Genomic DNA, 21,303 nt, shown 5'->3' on the forward strand with positions numbered 1-21,303 from the left:
AAAATCGACACAACCTCCGGACGCTGAACAGAAGATCCGGACGGCACCGGTGCCCTGACAAGGTATGGGGGGGACGGGCCAACTGCGTCGCTTTAATGTCGGTGCCGAGAGGACTAGATTTGGCACTTCAGTCACACCACATATCCCACGTACCCAACGGAAGTCTTCGCTCGTCAGATGGCCCAGAAAACGCCGCCCGTCATCGTCCTGTCCGCCCAGGTCAGCGCACCGCCGGCACCCCGGTGGACCCCGCCGCCGACCGCCGGGGCGAAGGATGAGACGACCCCCACCCCTGCCATCGTGCTGGCAGCTCCGACAGGCGCACCACTGCCTCCGGGGGTGACGCCGCCAACCGCGGCACCCGAGGCGGCCGCTGAGGAGATGGTGGAGGACGCCCGGAACGCCGAGGCCGGTGAGGACGCAGCAGACGCAACGGATGCCGACGCCACCGACGCCTCTGACGCGCCGACGGTCCTCTTCGCGATCCCGCAGGCTGCGGTCCCCGGGCCGCCGGTCGCCCCGGTGTTCGCCGACGAGAAGTCCGAAGACGGGTCCGGGGACGATGCGGACGCGGAAGTGGACACCGCAGACGCCGACAACCAGCCGACAGAGCACTTCGCCGCGCAGTCTCCTGCCCAGCAAACAACGCAGAAACCTGCTCCATCGGTCGAGCACGCCCCGTCGGGCATGTGGCCCGCGCAGAACCCGGCGGCCGCAGCCGCAGTCGTCGGAGCTGCCACGACAGGAGCCGCCGCTGCCGCCACAACCACGGAAGCAGAAACCACCGAGACCACCGAGCCGCCCGAGGACGAGTACGCCTCACAGGCCGAACCCGCCTACACCGCCGAGGACCCGGCACCGGTCAAGCCGCTGAAGCCGGGCCGCATCCGCCGCGTCCCCGGTCTCGACGGACTGCGCGGCATCGCCGTGCTCGCCGTGGTCATCTACCACTTCTTCGGCGACGCCCTGCCCGGCGGCTTCCTCGGTGTGGACATCTTCTTCGTCCTCTCCGGCTTCCTCATCACCGCCCTGCTCGTCCGCGAACTCGGCGCGACCGGCCGGATAAGTCTCAAGGAGTTCTGGCGCAGGCGTGCCAGGCGCATCATCCCCGCGTCCGTCACCGTCCTCGTTCTCGCCACCGCCATCGCCGGATTCATCGGCGGAGATGTGCAGGTCGGGCTGGTCCCGCAGTTCCTCGGTTCACTGTTCTTCGCCAACAACTGGGTGCAGATCTCGCAGTCGCACAGTTACTTCGCGGACACGACGCCGCAGATCTTCATGCACTACTGGTCACTGGCCATTGAGGAGCAGTTCTACGTCCTCTGGCCGCTGATCTTCCTCGGGCTGCTCTGGGCCGCCCGCCGCTTCGGCCGCAGCGTCTCCTCCGGTGACCGGACCTTCCGCCTGCCGGCCCTGTTCGCGACAGTCGCGGGCCTCGCCTCGCTGCTGGTGATGATCCTGCTGTACAACCCGGACGAGGATCCGAGCCGCGTCTACTTCGGCACAGACACCCACGCCTTCGGGCTGCTCGCCGGTGTGGTCCTCGCACTGCTGGTCACCACCGCGTCCCCCAAGGCCGTGGACTCGTGGCCGCTACTCAGCCCGACCGGCGCGTCCGGCATGCCGACGACGCGCTCCCGGCTGACCGGTGCGGCCGGGTGGACGCTCGGCTCGCTGGCCTTCCTCGGCCTCATCGCGATGCTCGTCCTGCTGCCGGACACCTCCCCGGTGACCTACCGCGGTGGCCTGTTCGGGGCGTCCCTGCTGACCGTCGCCGTGATGATGACGGTCCTGCGGGACGCCGGCCCCGTCGCCTGGATGATGCGGATCCGCCCGCTGCGGTACTTCGGCGAGCGCTCGTTCAGCCTCTACCTGTGGCACTGGCCGGTCATCGTCTTCCTCGAGGCGAAGATGCAGCAGCCCGGTTCGGACACCCCGGACTGGCTCGTCGGCCTCATCGCCGTCGTCATTTCCCTGGTGCTCTCTGAGGCGTCCTACCGGTTCGTGGAGAACCCGCTGCGCCGTCAGGGCTACCGCCGCGTCGTCGCCGCGATGGGTTCGACGAAACTGCTGGTCGTGCCGATCGCCATCCTCGTCATCGCCCTGTTCGCCGGCTCCGCGCTGGGCGGTTCGCCGTCGAAGTCGGAGCTGGAGCGCCAGCTCGATGAGATCGCCGACCTGCAGAATTCCCCGGCTCCGCCGCCCCCGCCGGGTGCCTCGACCCCGCCCGGGCTGCCGGACGGCACCGAGATCACCGGTATCGGTGACTCGGTGATGCTGGCTTCCACCGTGGCACTGCAGCAGCGGTTCCCCGGCATGACGATCGACGCCGAGGTCTCCCGCCACTACTCCGGTGGTGAGGGCTCCATCCAGGCGATGGTCGACGACGGGTCCATGGGCGAGTACGTCGTCCTCGGCTTCGGGACGAACGGCCAGGCCTTCGACGGCGAGCTGGACCAGATCCGGGACATGCTCGGCCCGGACCGGAAGATGATTCTCGTGGTGCCCTTCGGCTACGTCGACGGGATCCAGGACGCCGCGGACCAGGTCATCGCCTATGCGGCGGAGAATCCGGACGTCTACCTGGCACCGTGGTGCCAGCAGGCCGTCGACCACCCGGAGGACCTCATCGGCGACGGTGTGCACCCCGACGAGCAGGGGCAGCAGCTCTACGCCGATGCGGTGGAGGACGCCCTGCGCCAGGCAGTGGCCGGTAAGCAGGACACCTCGATCAGCTGCCCGATGTAGCCGGGCAGCGCAGGTTACAGCTGCGCGGCGAGCTGCGGCGCAGCGGTGACCGGGTCGATACCGGCACCGCGCAGGGCCTCGATCGCACCCTGGGGGTTGGTGCGGAACTGGTCGGCGGTCGCCTGGGGGATACCCATCTCCACGGCAGCGGCGACGGTGGCGTCCGGGTTCGCGGCCAGCTTGTCGGCGGTCGCCTGGTCCACACCGGCACCCAGCAGTGCACTGCGGATGCCCTCGTCACCGGCCGGGGCCGGGGCAGCTTCCGGAGCGGGCTCAGGTGCCGGGGCAGGGGCCGGAGCCTCCTCCACGGGTGCAGGGTTCTCGGCCGGGACCTCTTCCGGGGCGGGTGCGGGGGCGGGATCGCCACCACAGAACACCGGGAGGTTCTCTTCCCCACCCTCGGCGACCTGGCCGACCAGGGTGCAGGCCCAGGCACGGGAGATCTTCCACTCGCCGTCCTGCTTGACGAACTCGGCGTTGTCCACGGTGATCGGATCCTGCTCAGGCAGGGTCAGGGTGGCCGTGGCCAGGGCGATCTCGGGGGTGTCGCCGGGCAGCACCGGGTCGACGACCGCGAAGGTCGCGCCGGAATCCTGGGCGGCACGGGTCATCTGGTCGAAGAGCTCGCCGGCCTCGGCACCGTCCTGGACGGTACCGGCCTTCTCCTCCACCGGCAGCGCGGGATCGAGCGCACGGTTGAGCAGGTCACCGAGTTCCGCGGCGGTCGGCAGGGGGGCCTGCGCCTGCGTCGTGGTCGGGGCGGACGTCGCCGAACTGGCCGGGGCGTCCTCGTCCCCGTCAGAGGAACAGGCGGTGACCACCAGTGCGGCGGACACGGCGAGGGCAGCGGCAATGGTGCGGGTGCGGTGACCCGCCGGCGAGGAAAACTTCATCTGGCGAGTGTAACTTAGTCAGCCAGCTTCTCGCGGACGACCGCGAAACCCTCCGCCCAGGCGAGCAGGTCGGTGAGCAGGGCGCCGAAAGTGCCCGCGGAGACGTCCTGCGGGGTGAACTTCCCCTCGGTGAAGTCCGTGAACAGGGAGAACGATGCGGTGGCCCGCACCGTCGCCGCCCGGAAGTTGGCGAAGGCAAGACGCCACGCCTCGACGGCGCGCACGCCCTTGTCCGCACCGTAGGACGCGAAGGCGACCGGCTTGTTGGCGAACTCGGAGCCGATGAAGTCGATGGCGTTCTTCAGCGGGCCGGGCACGGAGTGGTTGTACTCCGGGGTGACGACGATGTAGCCGTCGAAGGGCTCCACGGCCGCACCCCAGGCCTTCGTGTGCTCGTTGGCGTACATGTGCGCGCCACCCGGGATCTCCTCGTCGAGGACCGGGAGGTCGTAGTCGCCGAAGTTGACGACCCCGTTCTCCACACCCGCCTCATCGAGCTGCGCCTTCACCCAGGCGACGACCTGGGGGTTGAGGGCGCCGGGGCGGGTCGATCCTGCGATGATGCCGATACGGGTCATGGAAAGCTCCTTGAAGCTGGGCGTGCAACGGTGGTTGAAACATCAACCACGCTAGTCAACTACGCGTCAACCTGCACCCGCCGCTGCGACCAGCGGTAGACGAGCACGATGATCAGCGCGAAGATCACCGCACCGGCCCACTGGGAAGCGTCTGCCCAGCCGTCGGGCATGATGCCGAGCGCCTCGGAGTCGCCGGTGGCGGCGATGATACCGGCGTTGACCACGCCGAACAGGGACTCACCGACGATCAGACCGGTCGCACCGAGGACGCCGACCCGCTTGGCGTTGGTGGCGTCCTTCACCTTCCCGGACATCGCCGCACGGTCGGCCCAGCGGTTGTACAGCCAGCCGATGAGCGCACCGAGCGGGATGATCAGGGTGAGCGAAACAGGCAGGTACATGCCCATCCCGACAGCCAACGGCGGCAGGGCGAGGCGGCGCGGGCGGGCCTTCGTGGTGCGCGAGAGGACCTCGTCGACGATGATGACGACGATGCCGATCAGCACCCCGAGACTGATCTTGGACCAGTCGAGGGAGTCGCCGAAGATGCCCTGGGCGATGGCGGACAGCAGGCCCGCCTGCGGGGCGGCCAGCGCGTCCTCCCCGGCGCCGGGGCACCGACGAAACCGAAGGCGGACGCCATCAGCCCCATGATCGGCGGGATGATCAGCGAGCCGAAGAAGACACCGATGACCAGGCCGACCTGCTGCTTCCACGGCGTCGCTCCGACAAGCTGACCGGTCTTGAGGTCCTGGAGGTTGTCGTTGGAGATCGTGGCGACGCCGAAGACCACCGCGGCGGTGAACAGTGTGTAGGCGACCAGGGAGGTCGGGTCACCGCCGTTGTCGTTGCCGGTGACGGCCTTGATGAGCAGGGCGGCGAGCAGCACGATGATGACGCCGATACCGGAGATCGGGCTGTTCGAGGAACCGATGAGGCCGGCCATGTAACCGCAGACCGCGGCGATGACCAGGCCGAGGACCAGCACGAACAGGACCGAGAGGGTGATCAGTGAGCCGGTGTGGTGGCTGATTCCGGTGCCGTCGAGGAAGACCCACAGCAGCAGGCCGATCGGGATCATCAGGGCGACGATGACGCCGACGACGGTCTTCACCGGGATGTCGCGCTCGGTGATGTCGACCTCCTGGCCGGCGCTGCGGGCACGGGAGGACGCCAGGGACTCGCGGATGCCGCGGATCACCGGGCCGAGGATCTTCGCCAGGGTCCACACCGCGGCGACGGCCATGGTGCCGGCACCGACGAAGCGGACGTCGTCGGCGAAGGTGCCGGAGACGACCTCGGAGATGTCACCGGTGCTCGGCAGGTCACCGCTGGTGAAGACCGGCAGCAGGACGCCGAAGGAGATGAGCAGGCCGACGATCATCGCGATACCGACGGTGATGCCGACGAGATGGCCCACGCCGATGAGGGCGAGTGAGAGACTGGAACCGACCATGGTCCCGCCCGCGCCGAGCTTGAAGGTGGTGGACAGTTCCGCGGCACTGACCTTGAGGGCCGCGAGCAGCGCCATCACGGCACTGCCGATGCCGCCGACGACGAGGGCGAGGAAGCCGTCGCGGTTGGACTTCGCGGCCTCGGAGTTGGCGTGATCGCCGCCCTCGTTGTTCGCCGGGTCGCCGACCTTGAGCACCTCGGCGGCGGCGACACCCTCAGGGAAGGGCAGGTCGGAGCCGGTGACCAACGCCCGACGCAGCGGGATGGAGTACATGACGCCGAGGATTCCGCCGATGAGGCAGATGAGCATCGTGGTCCAGTAGGGGAAGCCGGTCCACCAGCCGATCATGATCAGTCCGGGGAGGACGAAGATGATCGCGGAGAGGGTGCCGGCCGCCGAGGCGATGGTCTGGACGATGTTGTTCTCGGCGATGGTGTGGTTGCGGACCTTGCGCAGGATCGCCATGGAGATGACCGCGGCGGGGATCGAGGTGGCGAAGGTCAGGCCGACCTTGAGTCCGAGGTACACGTTCGCCGCGGTGAACACCAGGGTGATCAGACCGCCGATGATGATCGCGCGGGTCGTGAGTTCCCGGACCGGTGAGGGCGGGGTCGGGGACGCCGGGGTGGCGTCGGTTCGTGAAGTCATTGCTGTGACCTTAGTGGTCCACCTGGTGAGATGCATCACCCCGACCCTGTCACCGTCAGTCGGCGATGGCCTCCAGCGGTGGCGTCCTCGCCGCCTTCACCGCAGGCCACGCCGCCGCGACGACGCCGATCACACCGGAGGCGACGATCATGCCGACGACCTGACCCCAGGGCACCGCGATGGTGTCGAGTCCTTCACCGGCGAGCACCTTGAGGAAGGCCCAGCCCAGTGCCAGTCCGACGACCACGCCGACCACCGCACCGTAGAGCGAGATCTGCACGGCCTCCAGGGTGATCATCCGGCGCACCTGACCCCGCGAGGTGCCGACCGCGCGGAGCATGCCGATCTCCTGGCGTCGTTCGATGACATTGAGCGCCAGCGTGTTGACGATGCCGAGCACCGCGACGATCACCGCCAGGGCGAGCAGCGCGTAGAGCACGTTGAGCATCTGGTCGACGAACACGGCCTGCGTCCCGGCGAACTCGGACGGGGTGAGCACCTGCACCACGATGAACTGGTCGGTGGCGTCCTCCAGGCGGTCACGCAAGTCGTCCAGGGGGATATCGCCGTCGACGAAGGCGGCGAAGAGCATCGGCTGGGAGTACATCCCCGAGCCGAACTCGCCGGCGTCCATGTGGGGTGCGATGGATGCCCAGGAGATGACCTGGTCGCCGAGGAGGTCGTTGTCCTCGTAGGTGCCCAGCAGCGCGACGGTGCCGATCTCACGGGCATCCGCCCCGGGCACGGCGGTGTCCAGCGGAACCTCCTCACCGATCGTCCAGCCGTTGCGCTGTGCGGCGGACTCGGAGGCGATGAAGCCCTCGCCGGTGAGATCCACCGAGCCCTGCACCTCGGTGACCTCGCCGGTGACACGCGGGTCGCCGACGAAGTAGCCGGAGCCGAAGCCGGAGCTGACGATGGAGTCGCTGGCCGTGCCGCCGAGGGTCACCGGCGCCAGACCGAAGCCGGAGACCTCGGTGACGCCGTCGACGTCGCGGGCGGCGTCCAGCGCCTGAGTCGGGATGGGGAAGGACCCGTCGGAGGGGCCGTAGAGCACCAGGTCGGAGCTGACGGTGTTGTCGACGAGGCCGCTGATCGAGGCCTTCATCGAGGCACCGAGCATCCCGAACACCGCCACCAGGGCGATGCCGAGGGTCAGCGCGAAGGCGGTGGTCGCGGTGCGGCGCGGGTTGCGGGAGGAACTGGTGGACGCCAGGCGTCCCACCGAGCGGAACGGTGCGCCGATGACCCGGCCGATCGCGGGGACGACCGGCACGGCCATCGCCGCGGAGACCAGGAAGGTCCCCAGCAGGACGCCGAGTGCGCCGAGCCCCACCAGTACCGCGCGGTTACCGGTACCGGAGTCATCGAACAGAACGCCGGCCAGTGCGGCGACTACACCGAGGACCAGCAGAACTGCGCCGGTGACGGTGCGTCCACGCAGGGAGGACGCCGAGGACATGTCACCGGAACGCATCGCCTCCACCGGGCGGACCGCACCGGCACGCCGGGCCGGGGCCCACGCGGAGACGACGGTGACGAGGACGCCGAGGATCAGCGGGGTGACCACGGAACCGGCGGTGGCCTGCACTCCTGTGTCCGGCAGCCCGGCGCCGGTGGAGCCGATGACCGTGTAGATGAGCTTCGTCAGGCCGGCTCCAGCGGCGACGCCGACGAGTGCGCCGATCACGCCGACGACCACCGCCTCGCCGACGACCGAGGTGGTCAGCTGTCGGGAGGAGACACCCAGTGACCGCAGCAGCGCGAACTCGCGGGTGCGCTGGGCGACGATCATCGAGAAGGTGTTGGCGATGATGAAGGTGCCGACGACCAGGGCGACAAGGCCGAAGGCGATGAGGAAGTAGTTGACGAAGCTGAGGGCCTCGTCGATGGCGTCCGACTGCTCGTCGGCGGACTGCTGGCCGGTCTTCACCTCGACACCGTTGACGCCGGCGTCCGCGAGATCCGTGGTGACGTCGGCCTTGAGCTGTTCCTGGCTGACACCCGGGTCGGCGGCGAGCGCGAACCCGGTGGCGGTACGCCCGTCGGTGAAGGTGGACAGGTAGGCGTCCTGCTCCATCATGAGGCCGATGAAGCCGCCGCCGTCGACGTCGATGTCGTAGATGCCGGAGACGGTGACCTCGTGGACGCCGCCGGTGTCGACGACGGTGAGGGCGTCTCCGACAGAAATGTGGTCCTTATCGGCGGCACTGGAATTGACGACGACCTGGTCGTCACCGACCGGGGCGTCCCCGTCGGTGAGCGTGGTCGCCGGACCGACCTGGTCATTCCCGGGGTACCAGGCGGTGGCGAAGGCCGGTGCGCCGCCGGTCTGGAGGGTGGTGCCGTCGTGGGAGACGACGACGGTGGTCTGGGTCGAGTTGTTGACTTTCGCCACGCCCGGCGCGTCGGCGAGGATGTCGCCGATCTCGAGCGGGAGGGGGCGTCCGGTGGCCTCATCAGGGGTGACGGTGACGTCGACGCCCTTCGTGGTGGATTCGGACAGCGTGTCGAAAGTCCTGGACAGTGACGCGGTGAACATCAGCGCGCCGGAGATGAAGGCGGTCCCGAGGACGACCGCGAGGACGGTGAGTACGAGCCGGACCTTGTGGCCGGCGAGGTTGCGCAGGGAGACCCGGCGCATGGTGGACGCGGCGCTGGATGCCGCGCGGGCCGTGGACATGGCGGTCACAACTCCTCGATGCGGGACATCACGGAGAGAATGGATTCGACGGTGGGCTGACGCAGTTCTTCGACGATCCGGCCGTCGGCGAGGAAGAGGATGCGGTCGGCGTAGGCCGCCGCCTTGGCGTCATGGGTGACGATGACGACGGTCTGGCCGTCGCGGTCGACGGAGGCGCGCAGGATGGCGAGGACTTCCGCGGACGAGTTCGAGTCGAGGTTGCCGGTGGGCTCGTCGCCGAAGATGATCTCGGGACGGGAGACGAGGGCGCGGGCACAGGCCACGCGCTGCTGCTGGCCGCCGGAGAGCTCGGCGGGGCGGTGGGACAGCCGGTCGGTGAGCCCGAGACGGCCGGTGACCTCGTCGAACCAGGCGCGGTCGACCTTCCGGCCGGCGATGTCGGTGGGCAGGGTGATGTTCTCCTCGGCCGTGAGGGTCGGCACGAGGTTGAAGGACTGGAAGATGAAGCCGAGCCGGTCGCGGCGGGTCTTCGTCAGCTCCTTGTCTTTCAGGGACGCCAGGTCGGTGGTCCCCAGCCAGGCGGAGCCGGAGGTGGGGGTGTCCAGCCCGGCCATGCAGTGCATGAGGGTGGACTTTCCGGAGCCGGACGGGCCCATGATGGCGGTGAACTCACCGGCGGCGAAGGAGACGGAGACGTTGTCGAGGGCGGTGACCTTCGTGTCCCCGGAGCCGTAGATCTTGGTGAGGGCGTCCGCGCGGGCGGCGGCGGTATCGGTGCTGCTGGTGTTGTCGGCGGTAGTTGCGGTGGGCATGATCGATCCTCTCGTGAGGTCTGGAGGGCGCGTCCGCCCGTGGTCATGTATCCACCGTAAGGCCCGGGGGCGGGGGTGCGCCTCCGGGAAGACCCCTATTTGTGACCCTGAGTTGCCGACCCTGGGTTCCCCCACCCCGCACCGGCCGTATCCTTGCAGGGTGACCATGACCTGCCCCGCCACCGTCAGGACCCCGACGGTTCTGGCCGCCGCTGCCGCGGCGGTGTGCCTGGTCGTCGCGGCGTCCTCCTGTTCTGCGGAGGACGCCGACGGCGCAGGCGGTACAGGTGGTCCTTCCCTGCCGCCGTCGGGCGGGATCGACTACCAGCTCGGCGGGGCCTACGAACCCCCGGCGGGGACGACTGTCGTGGTCCGCGACGCCTCGGCGGACCCGGTCGAGGGCGTGTACTCCGTCTGCTACCTCAACGCCTTCCAGTCCCAGCCCGGCACAGCCGATTCCTGGGGCGACCTGCTGCTGCGGAATGCGTCGGGAGCCCCGGTCGCCGACCCGGACTGGCCCGACGAGTTCCTGCTGGACACGTCCAGCGCTGTCCGGCGCGCGGAGATCGCCGACCGTCTGGCCCCGGAGATCAGGGGCTGCGCGGACGCCGGATTCGACGCGGTGGAATTCGACAACCTCGACTCGTCCCTGCGTTCAGGGGACGCGGGCACGGAGCGGGCACCGGGGCTGACGCCTGGGCTGACACCTACGGACAACCTCGCGCTCGCCCGACTGTTGACGGACGTCGCACGCGACGCGGGGCTGGCGTCCGCCCAGAAGAACGCCCCGGAGCTGGCCGGGGAGGGAAAGGACGCCGGCTTCGGGTTCGCGGTCGCCGAGGACTGCGGTGCCTACGGGGAATGCGCGGAATACACCGCCGTCTACGACACGGTGCTGGACATCGAATACGCGGACGCCACGGAGTTCACCGGGCTCTGCCGGTCCGGTGACCTGCCGGAACAGACGGTGCGTCGGGATCTCGGTCTGGTCACCCCGGAGGAGCCGGACTACGCCTTCGACCGCTGCTGAGCCTGTCGGCGGCTTGACGTGGAGATACCCGACACGTACCGTTGAGCGTCAGTTGCAGTTTCTGAGTAGTTTTTCCCTTCCGCTCGCGGAAGGAATCAAGTTCGCGGGAGTTGTCGTACTAGGACACGAACTGGTTCCTCACGGAGCATTCGGTCGACCCTGCAGGTGACAGTCGTCATCGGCAGCACACTAAGAAGGGAAACAATATGAGCACCGGTACCGTCAAGTGGTTCAACGCTGAAAAGGGCTTCGGCTTCATCGCTCCGGACGACGGATCCTCCGACATCTTCGTCCACTACTCCGCCATCCAGAGCAGCGGTTTCCGCAGCCTCGAAGAGGACCAGAAGGTCTCCTTCGAGGTCGAGGCCGGCGCCAAGGGCCCGGCCGCTGCGGACGTCACCGTCCTCTAGTAGCACATCGACCGCATCACGGTCGAGCGGAAACCCCCGGCACCCGATTCTTCGGGTACCGGGGGTTTCCCCATGCCTGAGAGTTGATCAGGCGTCCACATCGTCCGGCAGCACCGCGAAGACGAGGGTGTCCGTCCACTCCCCCTTGCTCCACCAGTTGGCGCGGAAGTGCGCCTCCTGCGTCATGCCGACCCTGGTCGCGAGCTTCGCGGAGGCGGCGTTGCGGGCGTCCATCTGGGCGACGACGCGGTGCAGGCCACGGCCGAAGGCATGGTCGATGACGGCTGTGACCGCCTCGGAGGCGATGCCCCTGCCACCGGCGTCCGGGTCGAGAACCCAGCCCATCTCGGCGTTGCCGTAGGTGGTGGTCCAGATCATGACGTCACCGACAGGCGTCCCCCCGTACTCGATGACCAGGGCGAGCGTGCCGGTGGGACCGAGCAGGTCGGTCTTCATCAGCCGGTCGCCGAGCCGGTTGAGGGTGTACTCCCGGTTCCACGGCTCGTCGAGGAGCAGTGCGGTGACCTCGGGGCGGGAGTAGAGGTCGTGCATCCATTCCTCGTCGCCGGGGAGGTAGGTGCGCAGGGTGAGGCGGTCGGTGCGGATCGGCTCCATGGGTGCCACGGTAGGTGACGTGGTGGTCTCCTGCAGGGGCGGCGCGACTGCGGCACGATGGTGAGGCAGGTCGCGACAACGACTCTTATAAGTAGTTGACGTGTCAACTATATTGAGATCATCGGATCACGGGGCCTGAACACCCCACTAAGGACACTCACCATCATGACCACCACCGCTTCCACCGTCACCGTCTTCGGCAAGGGCAACATGGGCTCCGCCATCGCGGGGATCTTCCGCGACGCAGGCTCCGAGGTCCAGGTCCTCGACTCCAGCGCCGGCGCCGACACCACCGTCACCGGCGAGATCGTCGTCCTCGCCGTGCCGTACCAGGCACTGTCCGGTATCGCCGGCACCTTCGGCGCACAGCTCGCCGGGAAGACTGTCGTCGACATCACCAACCCGCTCGACTTCGCCACCTTCACCTCCTCCCCGCCGCCGACTCCTCCGCCACCGCCGAGCTCGCCGCGCTGCTGCCGGAGGCCCACGTCCTCAAGGCATTCAACGTCAACTTCGCCGCCACGCTCGCCGCGAAGGCCAACGGCTCCGAGCCGACCACCGTGCTCGTCGCCGGTGACGACGCGGCCGCCAAGGAGACCTTCTCCGCCACCGTCACCGCCGGTGGCCTACGCGTCCTCGACGCCGGCGCCCTTTCCCGCGCCCGCGAGCTCGAGGCCACGGCCCTGCTGCAGATGGGCCTCGCCGCCGCCGGGCAGATCTCCTGGACCAACGGCTTCGCGGTCGTGAAGTGACCACCTCGGCAGCTCCCGCGGCGGCCTTCGACGCCTGGGCACTGGAAGCCATCCAGCGGGGCGACCTCGACACGCTGGCGAACTTCCGGACGCTGGCCCCGGGTATGCCTTACACACACCCGACAGCGGACCACTTCCTGCCACTGTTCATCGCACTGGGCGCGGGCGACGGGCGGACAGGCAAGCTGGTCGACGGGGTGGACGGCTACGCGGTCGGGTTCTCGCGGAGGTCCTTCGCGCTGTACTGAGGTGATGTTAGTCGCGTCACAAGGGGGTGCAGGTGGGCGGGCCGGTCCGGTTGCACTCACCGGCGGTTGACCCGTCAACCATCTCCCCTACCACGATCACGGACCCCGGAAGGATCCATGACCTCTCCGACAACCACCCTCACCAGCAACGATGACGACTCCTCGGAGGCGGCCACCGACGTAGCCACCAAGAATGCCGCGTTCTCCCGGTCGCGCTTCCCCTTCATCGCCGGACTGCTCGTCGCGGTCATCGGCCTGGCCGTCGGCATAGGCAGCGCCCTCATCGGAGTGAGCAAGGGGTCCGAATGGGGCTGGACCTCGGGCACGACCGTGGCCTGCATCCTCGGCAGGCTCGTCGTCCTGCTGTTCTGGGGCTGGTACGAGCTGCGTGTCACCTCGCCGCTGGTCGATCAACGCACCAGCGCACACCGGCCGATCCTCCTCACCAACATCGCCGCGGTCCTCATCGGATTCGGCATGACGGCACAGTCCATCGTGGTCCCGCAGCTGCTGCAGATTCCGGAGGCCACCGGCTACGGACTGGGCCAGTCCATCCTCGCGGCCGGGCTCTGGATGGCGCCCGGCGGCCTGATGATGATGCTGTTCTCCCCGGTATCCAGCACCATGATCACCCGGTTCGGCGCCCGGGTAACCCTGTCCGTCGGTGCTGTCATCGTCTCCGCCGGCTACCTCGTCGCGGTGCTCCTCATGGACGCTCCGTGGCAGCTCATGGTCGCCAGCATCGTCGCGCGCTCCGGAGTCGGTGTCGCCTACGCGGCGATGCCCACGCTGACAATGGGCAGCACCCCCGCGGCCGACGCCGCTTCGGGTGTCGGCGTCAACGCTCTCATGCGGTCGGTGGGCACCACCGTCGCCGGAGCCGTGATGGCGGCGATCCTGACCAGCAGCGCCATCGACCTGGGCGGCACGGTAATTCCGGATGCGACCGCCTTCCGGCTCTGCTTCCTCGTCGGCGCGCTCGCCGCGGTCGCCGGGGCACTCGTGGTCCTCCTCGTCCCGCATCACCGTCAGGCCCGGCTCGAGACCCGTGGGGGCGCCGACCATGCTGACCTGCCCGGTCAGGAGCAGCCGCTGTCAGTACAGTGAGCGCGATGCCGCACATCACTGTGAGTTTCTCCCCGGGCAGGTCCAGGGAGAAGACGCTGGACGTCGCCCGCTGGGGGTGAGAGCGAACCCGTCAGCGGCGGCACCATGAAGACACGTTGACCTGCCCGGGCCCGTTCCACACCAGGTCTTGACTGAACAATATTAACTAACTAGGTTAGTGATTTAGCGGATGAAACCGTACCTAGCCCGACCGTGGCTCTGCGTGACGGAGTTCTCTCGTACATCACCGGGTATCCCGCCCGGCCCTACCAGACGGAGAAGACCATGAAGAAGTACCTTGCCGCAGCCGGAGCGGTTGCCCTCGCGCTCTCTCTCGGCGCCTGCAGCGATGACAGTGACGACAATTCCACAGCCACCACCGGGGTCACTGAGTCCACCGAGTCTGCCGGGGCCGGCGAGACCAGCACCCCCGAAGACGGCGAGGAGGGGATGGAGACTGACATCGTTGACACTGCAGGCACTACCGGCGAGTTCACCACACTGATCACGGCAGTGCAGGCCGCCGGACTGGAGGACACGCTCCGCGGTGGCGGACCGTTCACCGTCTTCGCCCCCACGGACGAAGCATTCAGTACGCTGCCGGCCGGCGCACTCGACGATCTCCTCGCTGACCCGACCGGTGATCTCGCCGACATCCTCAAGTACCACGTTGTGGACGGCGCGGTCATGGCCGAGGATATCGCCGGTATGGACGGGGAGACTGTCACCACCGTGCTCGGAGAAGATCTCACCGTCGAAGTTGACGGAGACAAGGTCTACCTTGTGGACGGCACCGGCAACCGCGCCACAGTCACCGCGACGGATGTGAAGGCTTCCAACGGGGTCATCCACGCTATCGACGGCGTGCTCATGCCGTCCGGCGACGGTCAGTCCGACGACAGTGGTTCGGACAAATGATTCCACGACAGCCCCGGTCAGAGAAGTCAATGCTGTTCAGGAACACCACGCCCTGATGCACAACCCCTACCGCTGTGACAGCACAACGCGGCCGGCAGCGGTCATTGACCGTCCACCGTGCCGTCCGGCCCGCCCGTGAGTCCCGGCTCCGGGGAGTTCTGGCTTTCTCCGGCACATACTGACATCAAGTGAAGCGAGTCCATCATGCCGTACGCTCCACCCGCCGGTTCCCGCACCTTCTGGAGGAGGGCAGTTGCCGCGTCGCTCATCCTGATGTGGCTGGGCGTCGCCGCCGTCGGCGGTCCGAAGTTCGGTGAGATCAGCGAGGTGGCCACCAACGACCAGTCCTCGTTCCTCCCGGAATCCGCTGAATCGACGAAAGTCAGCGACCGACTCGGGGATTTCCAGGACTCCGGTTCCGCCCCGGCGATCGTGGTCGTCACCGCAGAGTCTGACGGGGACCGGGTCGATCCGGCAGAGCTACGAAATCTGCCTGAGCAGCTCTCAACCACCGTAGACGGTGCGGCCGGCACCACCGGTACCGCAGCGACCGAGGTCAGTCCTCCGGTGCCGTCCGACGACGGGGAGGCGGTACAGATCATCGTGTCACCACCGGAGGACGCCGCACCGGCGGACACTGTCGCTGCACTCCAGGGCACCCTGGACTCCGAACTACCGGACGGCCTGCAGGCACAGGTCACCGGACCCGCCGGATTCAGTGCCGACCTGTCGGCGGCGTTCGCCGGAATCGACGGCCTGCTGCTGCTCGTCGCCGTTGCCGCGGTACTGGTCGTCCTCGTACTGGTGTACCGTTCCCCGTTCCTGCCGCTGATCGTCCTGCTGAGTTCCATGGTGGCGCTGTGCGCGGCGGTGCTCGTCAATGTGGCATTGGCGAGAGCCGGGGCCGTGATGATCAACGGGCAGATCCAGGGCATCCTGTTCATCCTGGTCATCGGTGCAGCAACAGACTACGGACTGCTGTACACCGCCCGGTACCGGGAAGAACTCGGTCGCCACGACAACAGCTGGTCCGCCACCGTTGCGGCTCTCCGGGGCACCTGGCAGCCTGTACTGGCCTCCGCGGCCACGGTGATCGCGGGACTGCTCTGTCTGCTCCTGTCGGACCTGGCCTCGAATGCCGGACTGGGGCCGGTGGCGGCTGTCGGCATTGCCGCAGCGTTCTTCACCTCGCTGACATTCCTTCCCGCCGTGCTCGCCCTGTGCGGCAGACGGGTCTTCTGGCCGAGGATTCCCCACACGACTGCGGAACAGGAGGACTCCCCGGGTCCGGCTCACAGCGGAATCTGGGACCGTGTTGCAGCACTCGTCGCCCGTGCTCCCCGCCGGATCGCCGTCGGCGTCGGCCTGGTGCTCGTCGCCGGGTGCGCCGGCCTGATCACACTGGACGCTGACGGGGTGCCGACCAGTGACTACGTCATCGGCCAGAGCGACGCCCGGGACGGACAGGCGGTTCTTGACCGACATTTCCCGGCCGGCTCGGGCGCGCCGACGTATGTTCTGGCCCCCGAGGAGAACAGTGACGTGGTCCGGACCTCAGTCGGGGCACTCGGCGGTGTGGCAGCCGTGGCCCCGGGACCGGAGACCGACGCTTCCGTGGTCGACGGCGATGTGCTGCTGGAGGTGACACTCACCGATTCCCCGTACTCCGGTGCGGCGGAAGACACTGTGCAGGAGATCCGGGACCGTGTGGGCGACCTCGGTGCCATGGTCGGCGGGACGACTGCCACGGAGTTGGACACCAGGGAAACCTCGGTCGCCGACCGTGCCACGATCATCCCGGTCGTGCTGTTGGTCATCACGGTGATGCTTGCACTGCTGCTGCGGGCCGTGGTGGCACCACTGGTCCTACTGGCGACCACTGTGCTGAGCTTCGGGACGGCACTGGGTACCGGCGCGGTTCTTTTCTCGCTGTTCGGATTCAACGGCTCGGACCCGTCGGTGCCTTTGTACGCCTTCGTTTTCCTGGTGGCGCTGGCAATCGACTACAACATCTTCCTGATGACCCGGGTGCGCGAAGAATCCATGGTCCACGGCACAGCGGTCGGCGTGAGCCGAGGACTGGTCGGTACCGGTGGTGTGATCACCAGCGCCGGTATCGTACTGGCCGCCACCTTTGCGGCGCTGCTGGTCATACCGATCCAGTTCCTGGTGCAACTCGCGGTCATCATTTCCCTGGGAGTCCTCATCGACACATTCCTGGTCCGGTCATTCCTGGTGCCGGCACTGACCCATCTGCTCGGCGACCGGATCTGGTGGCCCGGGAAGACAGGTGGCAGACAGTGATTTCACCGCATTGACACTGCACACGTTGTGTATCCGCTCCCGGAACACATTCCCACCGGCGACGCGCGGCAATAAGTGCCCGTGAATCCAGGTGACGAATGTGTGCTGTTACGACAATTTTCTCGTACCCGAAACTTTTCACAAGGAGTCATCATGAAGTTCTTCACACACAGCAGATCTGCTTCCGTATACGTCCTGTTGTCCGCGATTTCCCTGGCCGCCGGAACAGGTCTGGCGGCGGCGGCCCCCGGCGTTGACTTTGCTCCCGGTTCCGACATCACTGACGGAGGAAGAGTAGGTGCCGGTTCCTCCGACCTGCGCCTCCCCGAGGGCACGGCCGTGGGATCGGTCGGCGGCGACGAGCTCAGCCAGGTCCCGGTCCTGGACCCCCAGCAGTACCAGGGCAGGTGGTACCAGGTCGCTGCAGTGCCTCAGCCGTTCACCTTGCAGTGCACCTCGAATACCACCGCAGACTACCGCGTCATCGACTCCGACACTATTTCCGTGGACAACACGTGTAGCACGTTGGCCGGCGGACAGTCGACGATCTCCGGACAGGCCCGCGTCCAAGAACCCGAGAATCCGGGATCGCTCAGAGTTGCCTTCGACGGTATTCCCGGACAGTCACTCGACGGCCCGGTGAACTACCGCGTGACCTATCTCGAGGAGGACTACTCACTCGCCATTGTCGGCGATCCTCAGCGATCCTCCGGATTCGTTCTCAGTCGAACGCCATCTCTGACCTCGGAGCAGTGGAATACAGTGAAAAGAGTTACCGCCGAGCGCGGTTGGTGGAACTGCGCTTTCCTCACCACGCCGCAGGCAGAGGGTCGACAGGATACTTCGCCGCTGTGCCTCTCCTGACAGGCCCGCGCCCAGCCACGACTGCCCGACGTCGTCGGCAACGGAGCACCGTGGTCGCCAGGCACACCTAGACTTGTGCGCACTGCACACATCTACGGCTGTCCCCCATAAGAACCGGAAGGCACGATGACAGAGAAAGACGACCACCCCACTTGTCCAGAACGTCCGTATGACGTCGTGTTGTTCGGCGCGACCGGCTTTGCCGGCGGGCTCACCGCCGACTACCTGGTCGAGCACCTTCCCGAATCGGGCAGGATGGCTCTGGCGGGACGCAACCGCGACAAACTGGAGGCGGTGCGGGACAGGTTGACCGGCATCAACCCGGATGTCTCCGACATCGGGTTGCTGCACGCCGACTCCACCGATCCTGCCTCATTGACCGAGGTCGCGCGGTCGGCGAAAGTCGTCATCACCACGGTGGGGCCGTATCTGGAGTACGGTGCTGCCCTGGTCGCCGCCTGTGCCGAAGAGGGAACAGACTACGTCGACCTGACCGGAGAGCCGGAGTTCGTCGACCGGATGTTCCTCGGGAATGACGCCACAGCGCAGAAGACCGGAGCCCGGCTCGTCCACGCATGCGGATTCGATTCGATCCCCCATGACCTCGGGGCGCTGTACACCGCGAGGAATCTTCCTGCGAATGCACCGATGGAGATTCGCGGTGTCGTGCGGACCAACGCGTCCTTGTCCGGCGGGACCCTGCACTCTGCGCTGAAGCAGTTGTCACGCCTACGACCGATGTGGCAGGCGGCGTCACAGCGACGGCGGGCCGAGTCTACTTCCGCTGGGCGTCGAGCCCGGTTGACGGTGGGGTTCCCGCGACGTGACCGCGTTACGGGGACCTGGTTGATCCCCCTGCCGACGATCGACGGTCAGATCGTCACAAGATCGGCACTCACCGCCCCGTCCGCTGACGACTACGGGCCTGACTTCAGCTACTCGCACAATGCAGGCGCGAAGAAGCTCCGCACGGTCCCTGCGTCCCTTGTCGGGTTCGTGGTCGGCATTGCCGCGGTGCAGATTGCTCCGGTGCGCCGGGCAATCGCACGGAGGATCGCCGCCGGTGAAGGGCCGTCACAGGAGCGTCGGGACAGAACCTGGTTCACCGTGGAGTTCGTGGGTACCGCTGCGGGGAGAACCGTCCATACCCGCGTGAGAGGCGGAGACCCGGGCTACACGGAGACCGCCAAGATGCTGGCGGAATCTGCGCTGTCGCTGGCCTTCGACGACAATCCGGCTCTCGCCGGCCAGCTCACAACCGCGACGGCCATGGGAGGAAACCTCATCGACCGACTGACGGCTGCCGGAATGTCTTTCGAGGTGCTCAGTCACACTCCGTGATGCCCCAGAACCTCGGTTGTATCAGGAGGTCGACCTTTCCTTTCGCGGTATGGAGCCCTCATCGGGCAGAGACAGCACCTTACCGGCGACCTCATCACCGGCACCTGTCTCGCCGCACCCCTGAACTCAGGCTGCGGGCCCCGATGAGGTCGGCGAAACCGCCCCACTTCAGCCGAGACGACGGACTCTCAGGACGCCGCTGCCGTCCATCCCCGCGGCGTTGTGATCAACAGCTTCCTGCCCACAGTGTCGGGTGCTGTTGCAAAGTTGGGTTGCCGTCGGCAGGATCAGCGGTCATGGGCATTTTCTCCGGTCGGTACTACCCTCAAGACGTCATCCTGTGGGCAGTGCGCTGGTATTGCCGCTACGGGGTGTCCTACCGCGACCTGGAAGAGATGCTCACTGAACGTGGTGCACCAGTGGATCACACCACCATCTACCGGTGAGTGCAGAACTACGGTCCCGAACTGGATAAACGGACCCGCTGGTACCGCAAAGGATCTGTAGCCTTCGCCGACTCCTGGCGAGTGGATGAAACCTACATCCGGGTAGGTGGAAGGTGGTGCTACCTCTACCGGGCCGTCACCAAGGACGGCCGGACTCTGGACTTCTACATGTCCACCCGACGCAACACGACAGCAGCAACGCGATTTTTGGGAAAAGCGCTGCGTAGCACTGGTCACCGTGTCCGCAACGGTGAGGAACCCAGTGGTCCTCGGGTCATCTGCACCGACAAAGCACCCACCTACGCTGCAGCGATCAAGGAACTGATCGACGAGCATAAGCTGTCGAGGACAGTAGTTCACCGGCAGGTGAAACACCTCAACAATGTGATCGAGGGAGATCACGGCCGGCTCAAGCGGATCCTGGGTTCCAAAGGTGGCGGGTTCAAGAATCCGGTGTCGGCGTACAGGACACTGCAGGGTATGGAGGCGATGCACGCGCTACGCAAAGGCCAGGGCAGGGTGTTCGCCTTCGGGTGTCCGAACCCGGATGCGGTGATCGTCGCCAAGGCCTTCACAGGCGCCTGAGAGATCAGGGCTACAGGGTTGTGGACCGCCTTCTCGATCAGCGTCCAGGCACCGCCCGCTCCACTTTGCAACAGCACCCCGAGAAGACCCCCGGCAGACGACCCCGGAGAACCTTCAGCCCCGAGTACAAGCACGAGGCTGCCCGACTGGTCATCGACACCGGCCGCACGATCGCCGAAGTCGCCCGGGAGCTGGGTGTCGGTTCCCAGTCGTTGGGCAAGCGGGTTGCCGCCGAACGAGCCACCGAGGCCGGCGAACCGACCGGGGAACTGACCCTGGACGAACGCGCCGAACTCAAAGCCCTGCGCCGCCAGGTCGCCGAGCTGCACAAGGACAACGAGTTCCTGGGAAAAGCAGCAGCCTTCTTCGCGAGCCTTGCCAACGACCGACGAACGGTACGAACTGATGACCGCGGAGAAGGCGAACTGGCCAGGCTCACTCGCATGGCGCGACTCCTGGGAGTGTCCCGGTCAGGGTTCTACGCCTGGGCGAAACGGCAGGCCGCAGAACCCGGCACACAACGCCGTGCACGCGACGAACTCGATGTGAAGGTCCGCAAGGTCTTCGCCGAGTCCGATGACGTCTACGGAGCTCCCAGAGTCCACGCCCAGCTCGCCCGTGAGGGGACCTTCGTTGACCGGAAGACCGTCGCGACATCGATGCTGCGCCAGGGCCTGGAGGGCATCAGTCCGAAGAAGTTCACTCCGGTGACCACGATCCCCGGTGTGGACACCTACAAGATCCCTGACCGGGTCAAGAGAGGCTGGGACCAGGGCGGGCTCAACCGCGTCTGGATTTCAGACATCACCTACCTGCGCACGGGACTGCTGCACGGATAGGTGACAGGGTGTAGTCACGCCGTCAGTGCGACGGTCGTGTTCATGATGGTCTCGAACTCGATAGG

Annotated in this window: 16 protein-coding genes and 3 pseudogenes; 12 read left to right on the plus strand and 7 right to left on the minus strand. The window is 67.1% G+C overall.

Going from position 1 to position 21,303, the window contains the following annotated elements:
- The first annotated feature begins 177 nt into the window (after positions 1 to 177).
- Entirely contained in the window at positions 178 to 2,748 is a 2,571-nt protein-coding gene (locus tag CVA01_RS13330; RefSeq protein ID WP_141331383.1) for an acyltransferase family protein, read from the plus strand.
- 14 nt (positions 2,749 to 2,762) lie between these two features.
- Here CVA01_RS13330 and CVA01_RS13335 read toward each other — a convergent pair whose 3' ends face one another.
- The 5 genes and pseudogenes from CVA01_RS13335 to CVA01_RS13355 form a co-directional block, all read right to left on the minus strand.
- On the minus strand, positions 2,763 to 3,641 hold the full coding sequence (locus tag CVA01_RS13335) for a WKL family lipoprotein (RefSeq protein WP_141331385.1): 879 nt from the start codon (positions 3,639 to 3,641) through the stop codon (positions 2,763 to 2,765).
- 14 nt (positions 3,642 to 3,655) lie between these two features.
- A complete protein-coding gene (locus tag CVA01_RS13340) occupies positions 3,656 to 4,219 on the minus strand; it encodes an NADPH-dependent FMN reductase (RefSeq protein ID WP_073884024.1) in 564 nt (187 codons plus the stop codon).
- 59 nt (positions 4,220 to 4,278) lie between these two features.
- Positions 4,279 to 6,359: pseudogene (locus CVA01_RS13345) on the minus strand (OPT family oligopeptide transporter).
- 19 nt (positions 6,360 to 6,378) lie between these two features.
- Entirely contained in the window at positions 6,379 to 9,006 is a 2,628-nt protein-coding gene (locus tag CVA01_RS13350) for an ABC transporter permease (RefSeq protein ID WP_141331387.1), read from the minus strand.
- A gap of 5 nt (positions 9,007 to 9,011) precedes the next feature.
- Complete coding sequence (locus tag CVA01_RS13355; RefSeq protein ID WP_141331389.1) at positions 9,012 to 9,779, minus strand: ABC transporter ATP-binding protein; 768 nt, start codon at positions 9,777 to 9,779, stop codon at positions 9,012 to 9,014.
- A gap of 166 nt (positions 9,780 to 9,945) precedes the next feature.
- On the opposite strand from CVA01_RS13355, the gene CVA01_RS13360 reads away from it, so the two are divergent.
- Together CVA01_RS13360 and CVA01_RS13365 are read left to right on the plus strand one after the other, a co-directional pair.
- Positions 9,946 to 10,809, plus strand: coding sequence for an endo alpha-1,4 polygalactosaminidase (locus CVA01_RS13360; RefSeq protein ID WP_141331391.1), 864 nt, complete (start codon positions 9,946 to 9,948; stop codon positions 10,807 to 10,809).
- A 206-nt stretch (positions 10,810 to 11,015) separates the two neighbouring features.
- On the plus strand, positions 11,016 to 11,219 hold the full coding sequence (locus tag CVA01_RS13365; protein WP_014008634.1) for a cold-shock protein: 204 nt from the start codon (positions 11,016 to 11,018) through the stop codon (positions 11,217 to 11,219).
- An 87-nt stretch (positions 11,220 to 11,306) separates the two neighbouring features.
- On the opposite strand, the gene CVA01_RS13370 is transcribed toward CVA01_RS13365, so the two are convergent.
- Entirely contained in the window at positions 11,307 to 11,834 is a 528-nt protein-coding gene (locus tag CVA01_RS13370; RefSeq protein WP_141331393.1) for a GNAT family N-acetyltransferase, read from the minus strand.
- Positions 11,835 to 11,941: 107 nt separating this feature from the next.
- The gene (locus tag CVA01_RS15370; RefSeq protein ID WP_234946310.1) at positions 11,942 to 12,322 is read right to left on the minus strand and encodes a hypothetical protein; all 381 of its coding nucleotides are present in this window, start codon (positions 12,320 to 12,322) and stop codon (positions 11,942 to 11,944) included.
- A 72-nt stretch (positions 12,323 to 12,394) separates the two neighbouring features.
- On the opposite strand from CVA01_RS15370, the gene CVA01_RS15375 reads away from it, so the two are divergent.
- The 9 genes and pseudogenes from CVA01_RS15375 to CVA01_RS13415 all read left to right on the plus strand — a co-directional run.
- Complete coding sequence (locus tag CVA01_RS15375; RefSeq protein WP_014008632.1) at positions 12,395 to 12,586, plus strand: NAD(P)-binding domain-containing protein; 192 nt, start codon at positions 12,395 to 12,397, stop codon at positions 12,584 to 12,586.
- Entirely contained in the window at positions 12,583 to 12,834 is a 252-nt protein-coding gene (locus CVA01_RS13380; RefSeq protein ID WP_170209797.1) for a class III extradiol ring-cleavage dioxygenase family protein, read from the plus strand. The genes CVA01_RS15375 and CVA01_RS13380 overlap by 4 nt, the downstream gene beginning before the upstream one ends.
- A 117-nt stretch (positions 12,835 to 12,951) precedes the next feature.
- Complete coding sequence (locus CVA01_RS13385; RefSeq protein ID WP_141331397.1) at positions 12,952 to 13,941, plus strand: MFS transporter; 990 nt, start codon at positions 12,952 to 12,954, stop codon at positions 13,939 to 13,941.
- Positions 13,942 to 14,154: 213 nt separating this feature from the next.
- Positions 14,155 to 14,859: a fasciclin domain-containing protein gene (locus CVA01_RS13390; protein WP_141331399.1), complete on the plus strand. Its 705-nt coding sequence runs from the start codon at positions 14,155 to 14,157 to the stop codon at positions 14,857 to 14,859.
- A gap of 204 nt (positions 14,860 to 15,063) precedes the next feature.
- Positions 15,064 to 17,163 (plus strand): MMPL family transporter, encoded by a 2,100-nt coding sequence (locus CVA01_RS13395; RefSeq protein ID WP_141331401.1) that lies wholly within the window; start codon positions 15,064 to 15,066, stop codon positions 17,161 to 17,163.
- A gap of 153 nt (positions 17,164 to 17,316) precedes the next feature.
- A complete protein-coding gene (locus CVA01_RS13400) occupies positions 17,317 to 18,027 on the plus strand; it encodes a lipocalin family protein (protein ID WP_141331403.1) in 711 nt (236 codons plus the stop codon).
- Between the two features lie 126 nt (positions 18,028 to 18,153).
- Positions 18,154 to 19,368 (plus strand): saccharopine dehydrogenase family protein, encoded by a 1,215-nt coding sequence (locus CVA01_RS13405; RefSeq protein ID WP_141331405.1) that lies wholly within the window; start codon positions 18,154 to 18,156, stop codon positions 19,366 to 19,368.
- A gap of 296 nt (positions 19,369 to 19,664) precedes the next feature.
- A pseudogene (locus tag CVA01_RS13410) lies at positions 19,665 to 20,399 on the plus strand (IS6 family transposase).
- 65 nt (positions 20,400 to 20,464) lie between these two features.
- Positions 20,465 to 21,217 (plus strand): annotated as a pseudogene (locus CVA01_RS13415) (IS3 family transposase); the annotation flags it as partial.
- Positions 21,218 to 21,303 lie beyond the last annotated feature (86 nt).

It is taken from the genome of Corynebacterium variabile (genome assembly GCF_006539825.1).
GTDB lineage: Bacteria > Actinomycetota > Actinomycetes > Mycobacteriales > Mycobacteriaceae > Corynebacterium > Corynebacterium variabile.

Coding starts and splice junctions, on each gene's coding strand:
- CVA01_RS13330 (WP_141331383.1), top strand. CDS start 178: ATGGCCCAGAAAACGCCGCCCGTCATCGTCCTGTCCGCCCAGGTCAGC.
- CVA01_RS13335 (WP_141331385.1), bottom strand. CDS start 3,641: ATGAAGTTTTCCTCGCCGGCGGGTCACCGCACCCGCACCATTGCCGCT.
- CVA01_RS13340 (WP_073884024.1), bottom strand. CDS start 4,219: ATGACCCGTATCGGCATCATCGCAGGATCGACCCGCCCCGGCGCCCTC.
- CVA01_RS13350 (WP_141331387.1), bottom strand. CDS start 9,006: ATGTCCACGGCCCGCGCGGCATCCAGCGCCGCGTCCACCATGCGCCGG.
- CVA01_RS13355 (WP_141331389.1), bottom strand. CDS start 9,779: ATGCCCACCGCAACTACCGCCGACAACACCAGCAGCACCGATACCGCC.
- CVA01_RS13360 (WP_141331391.1), top strand. CDS start 9,946: ATGACCTGCCCCGCCACCGTCAGGACCCCGACGGTTCTGGCCGCCGCT.
- CVA01_RS13365 (WP_014008634.1), top strand. CDS start 11,016: ATGAGCACCGGTACCGTCAAGTGGTTCAACGCTGAAAAGGGCTTCGGC.
- CVA01_RS13370 (WP_141331393.1), bottom strand. CDS start 11,834: ATGGAGCCGATCCGCACCGACCGCCTCACCCTGCGCACCTACCTCCCC.
- CVA01_RS13385 (WP_141331397.1), top strand. CDS start 12,952: ATGACCTCTCCGACAACCACCCTCACCAGCAACGATGACGACTCCTCG.
- CVA01_RS13395 (WP_141331401.1), top strand. CDS start 15,064: ATGCCGTACGCTCCACCCGCCGGTTCCCGCACCTTCTGGAGGAGGGCA.
- CVA01_RS13400 (WP_141331403.1), top strand. CDS start 17,317: ATGAAGTTCTTCACACACAGCAGATCTGCTTCCGTATACGTCCTGTTG.
- CVA01_RS13405 (WP_141331405.1), top strand. CDS start 18,154: ATGACAGAGAAAGACGACCACCCCACTTGTCCAGAACGTCCGTATGAC.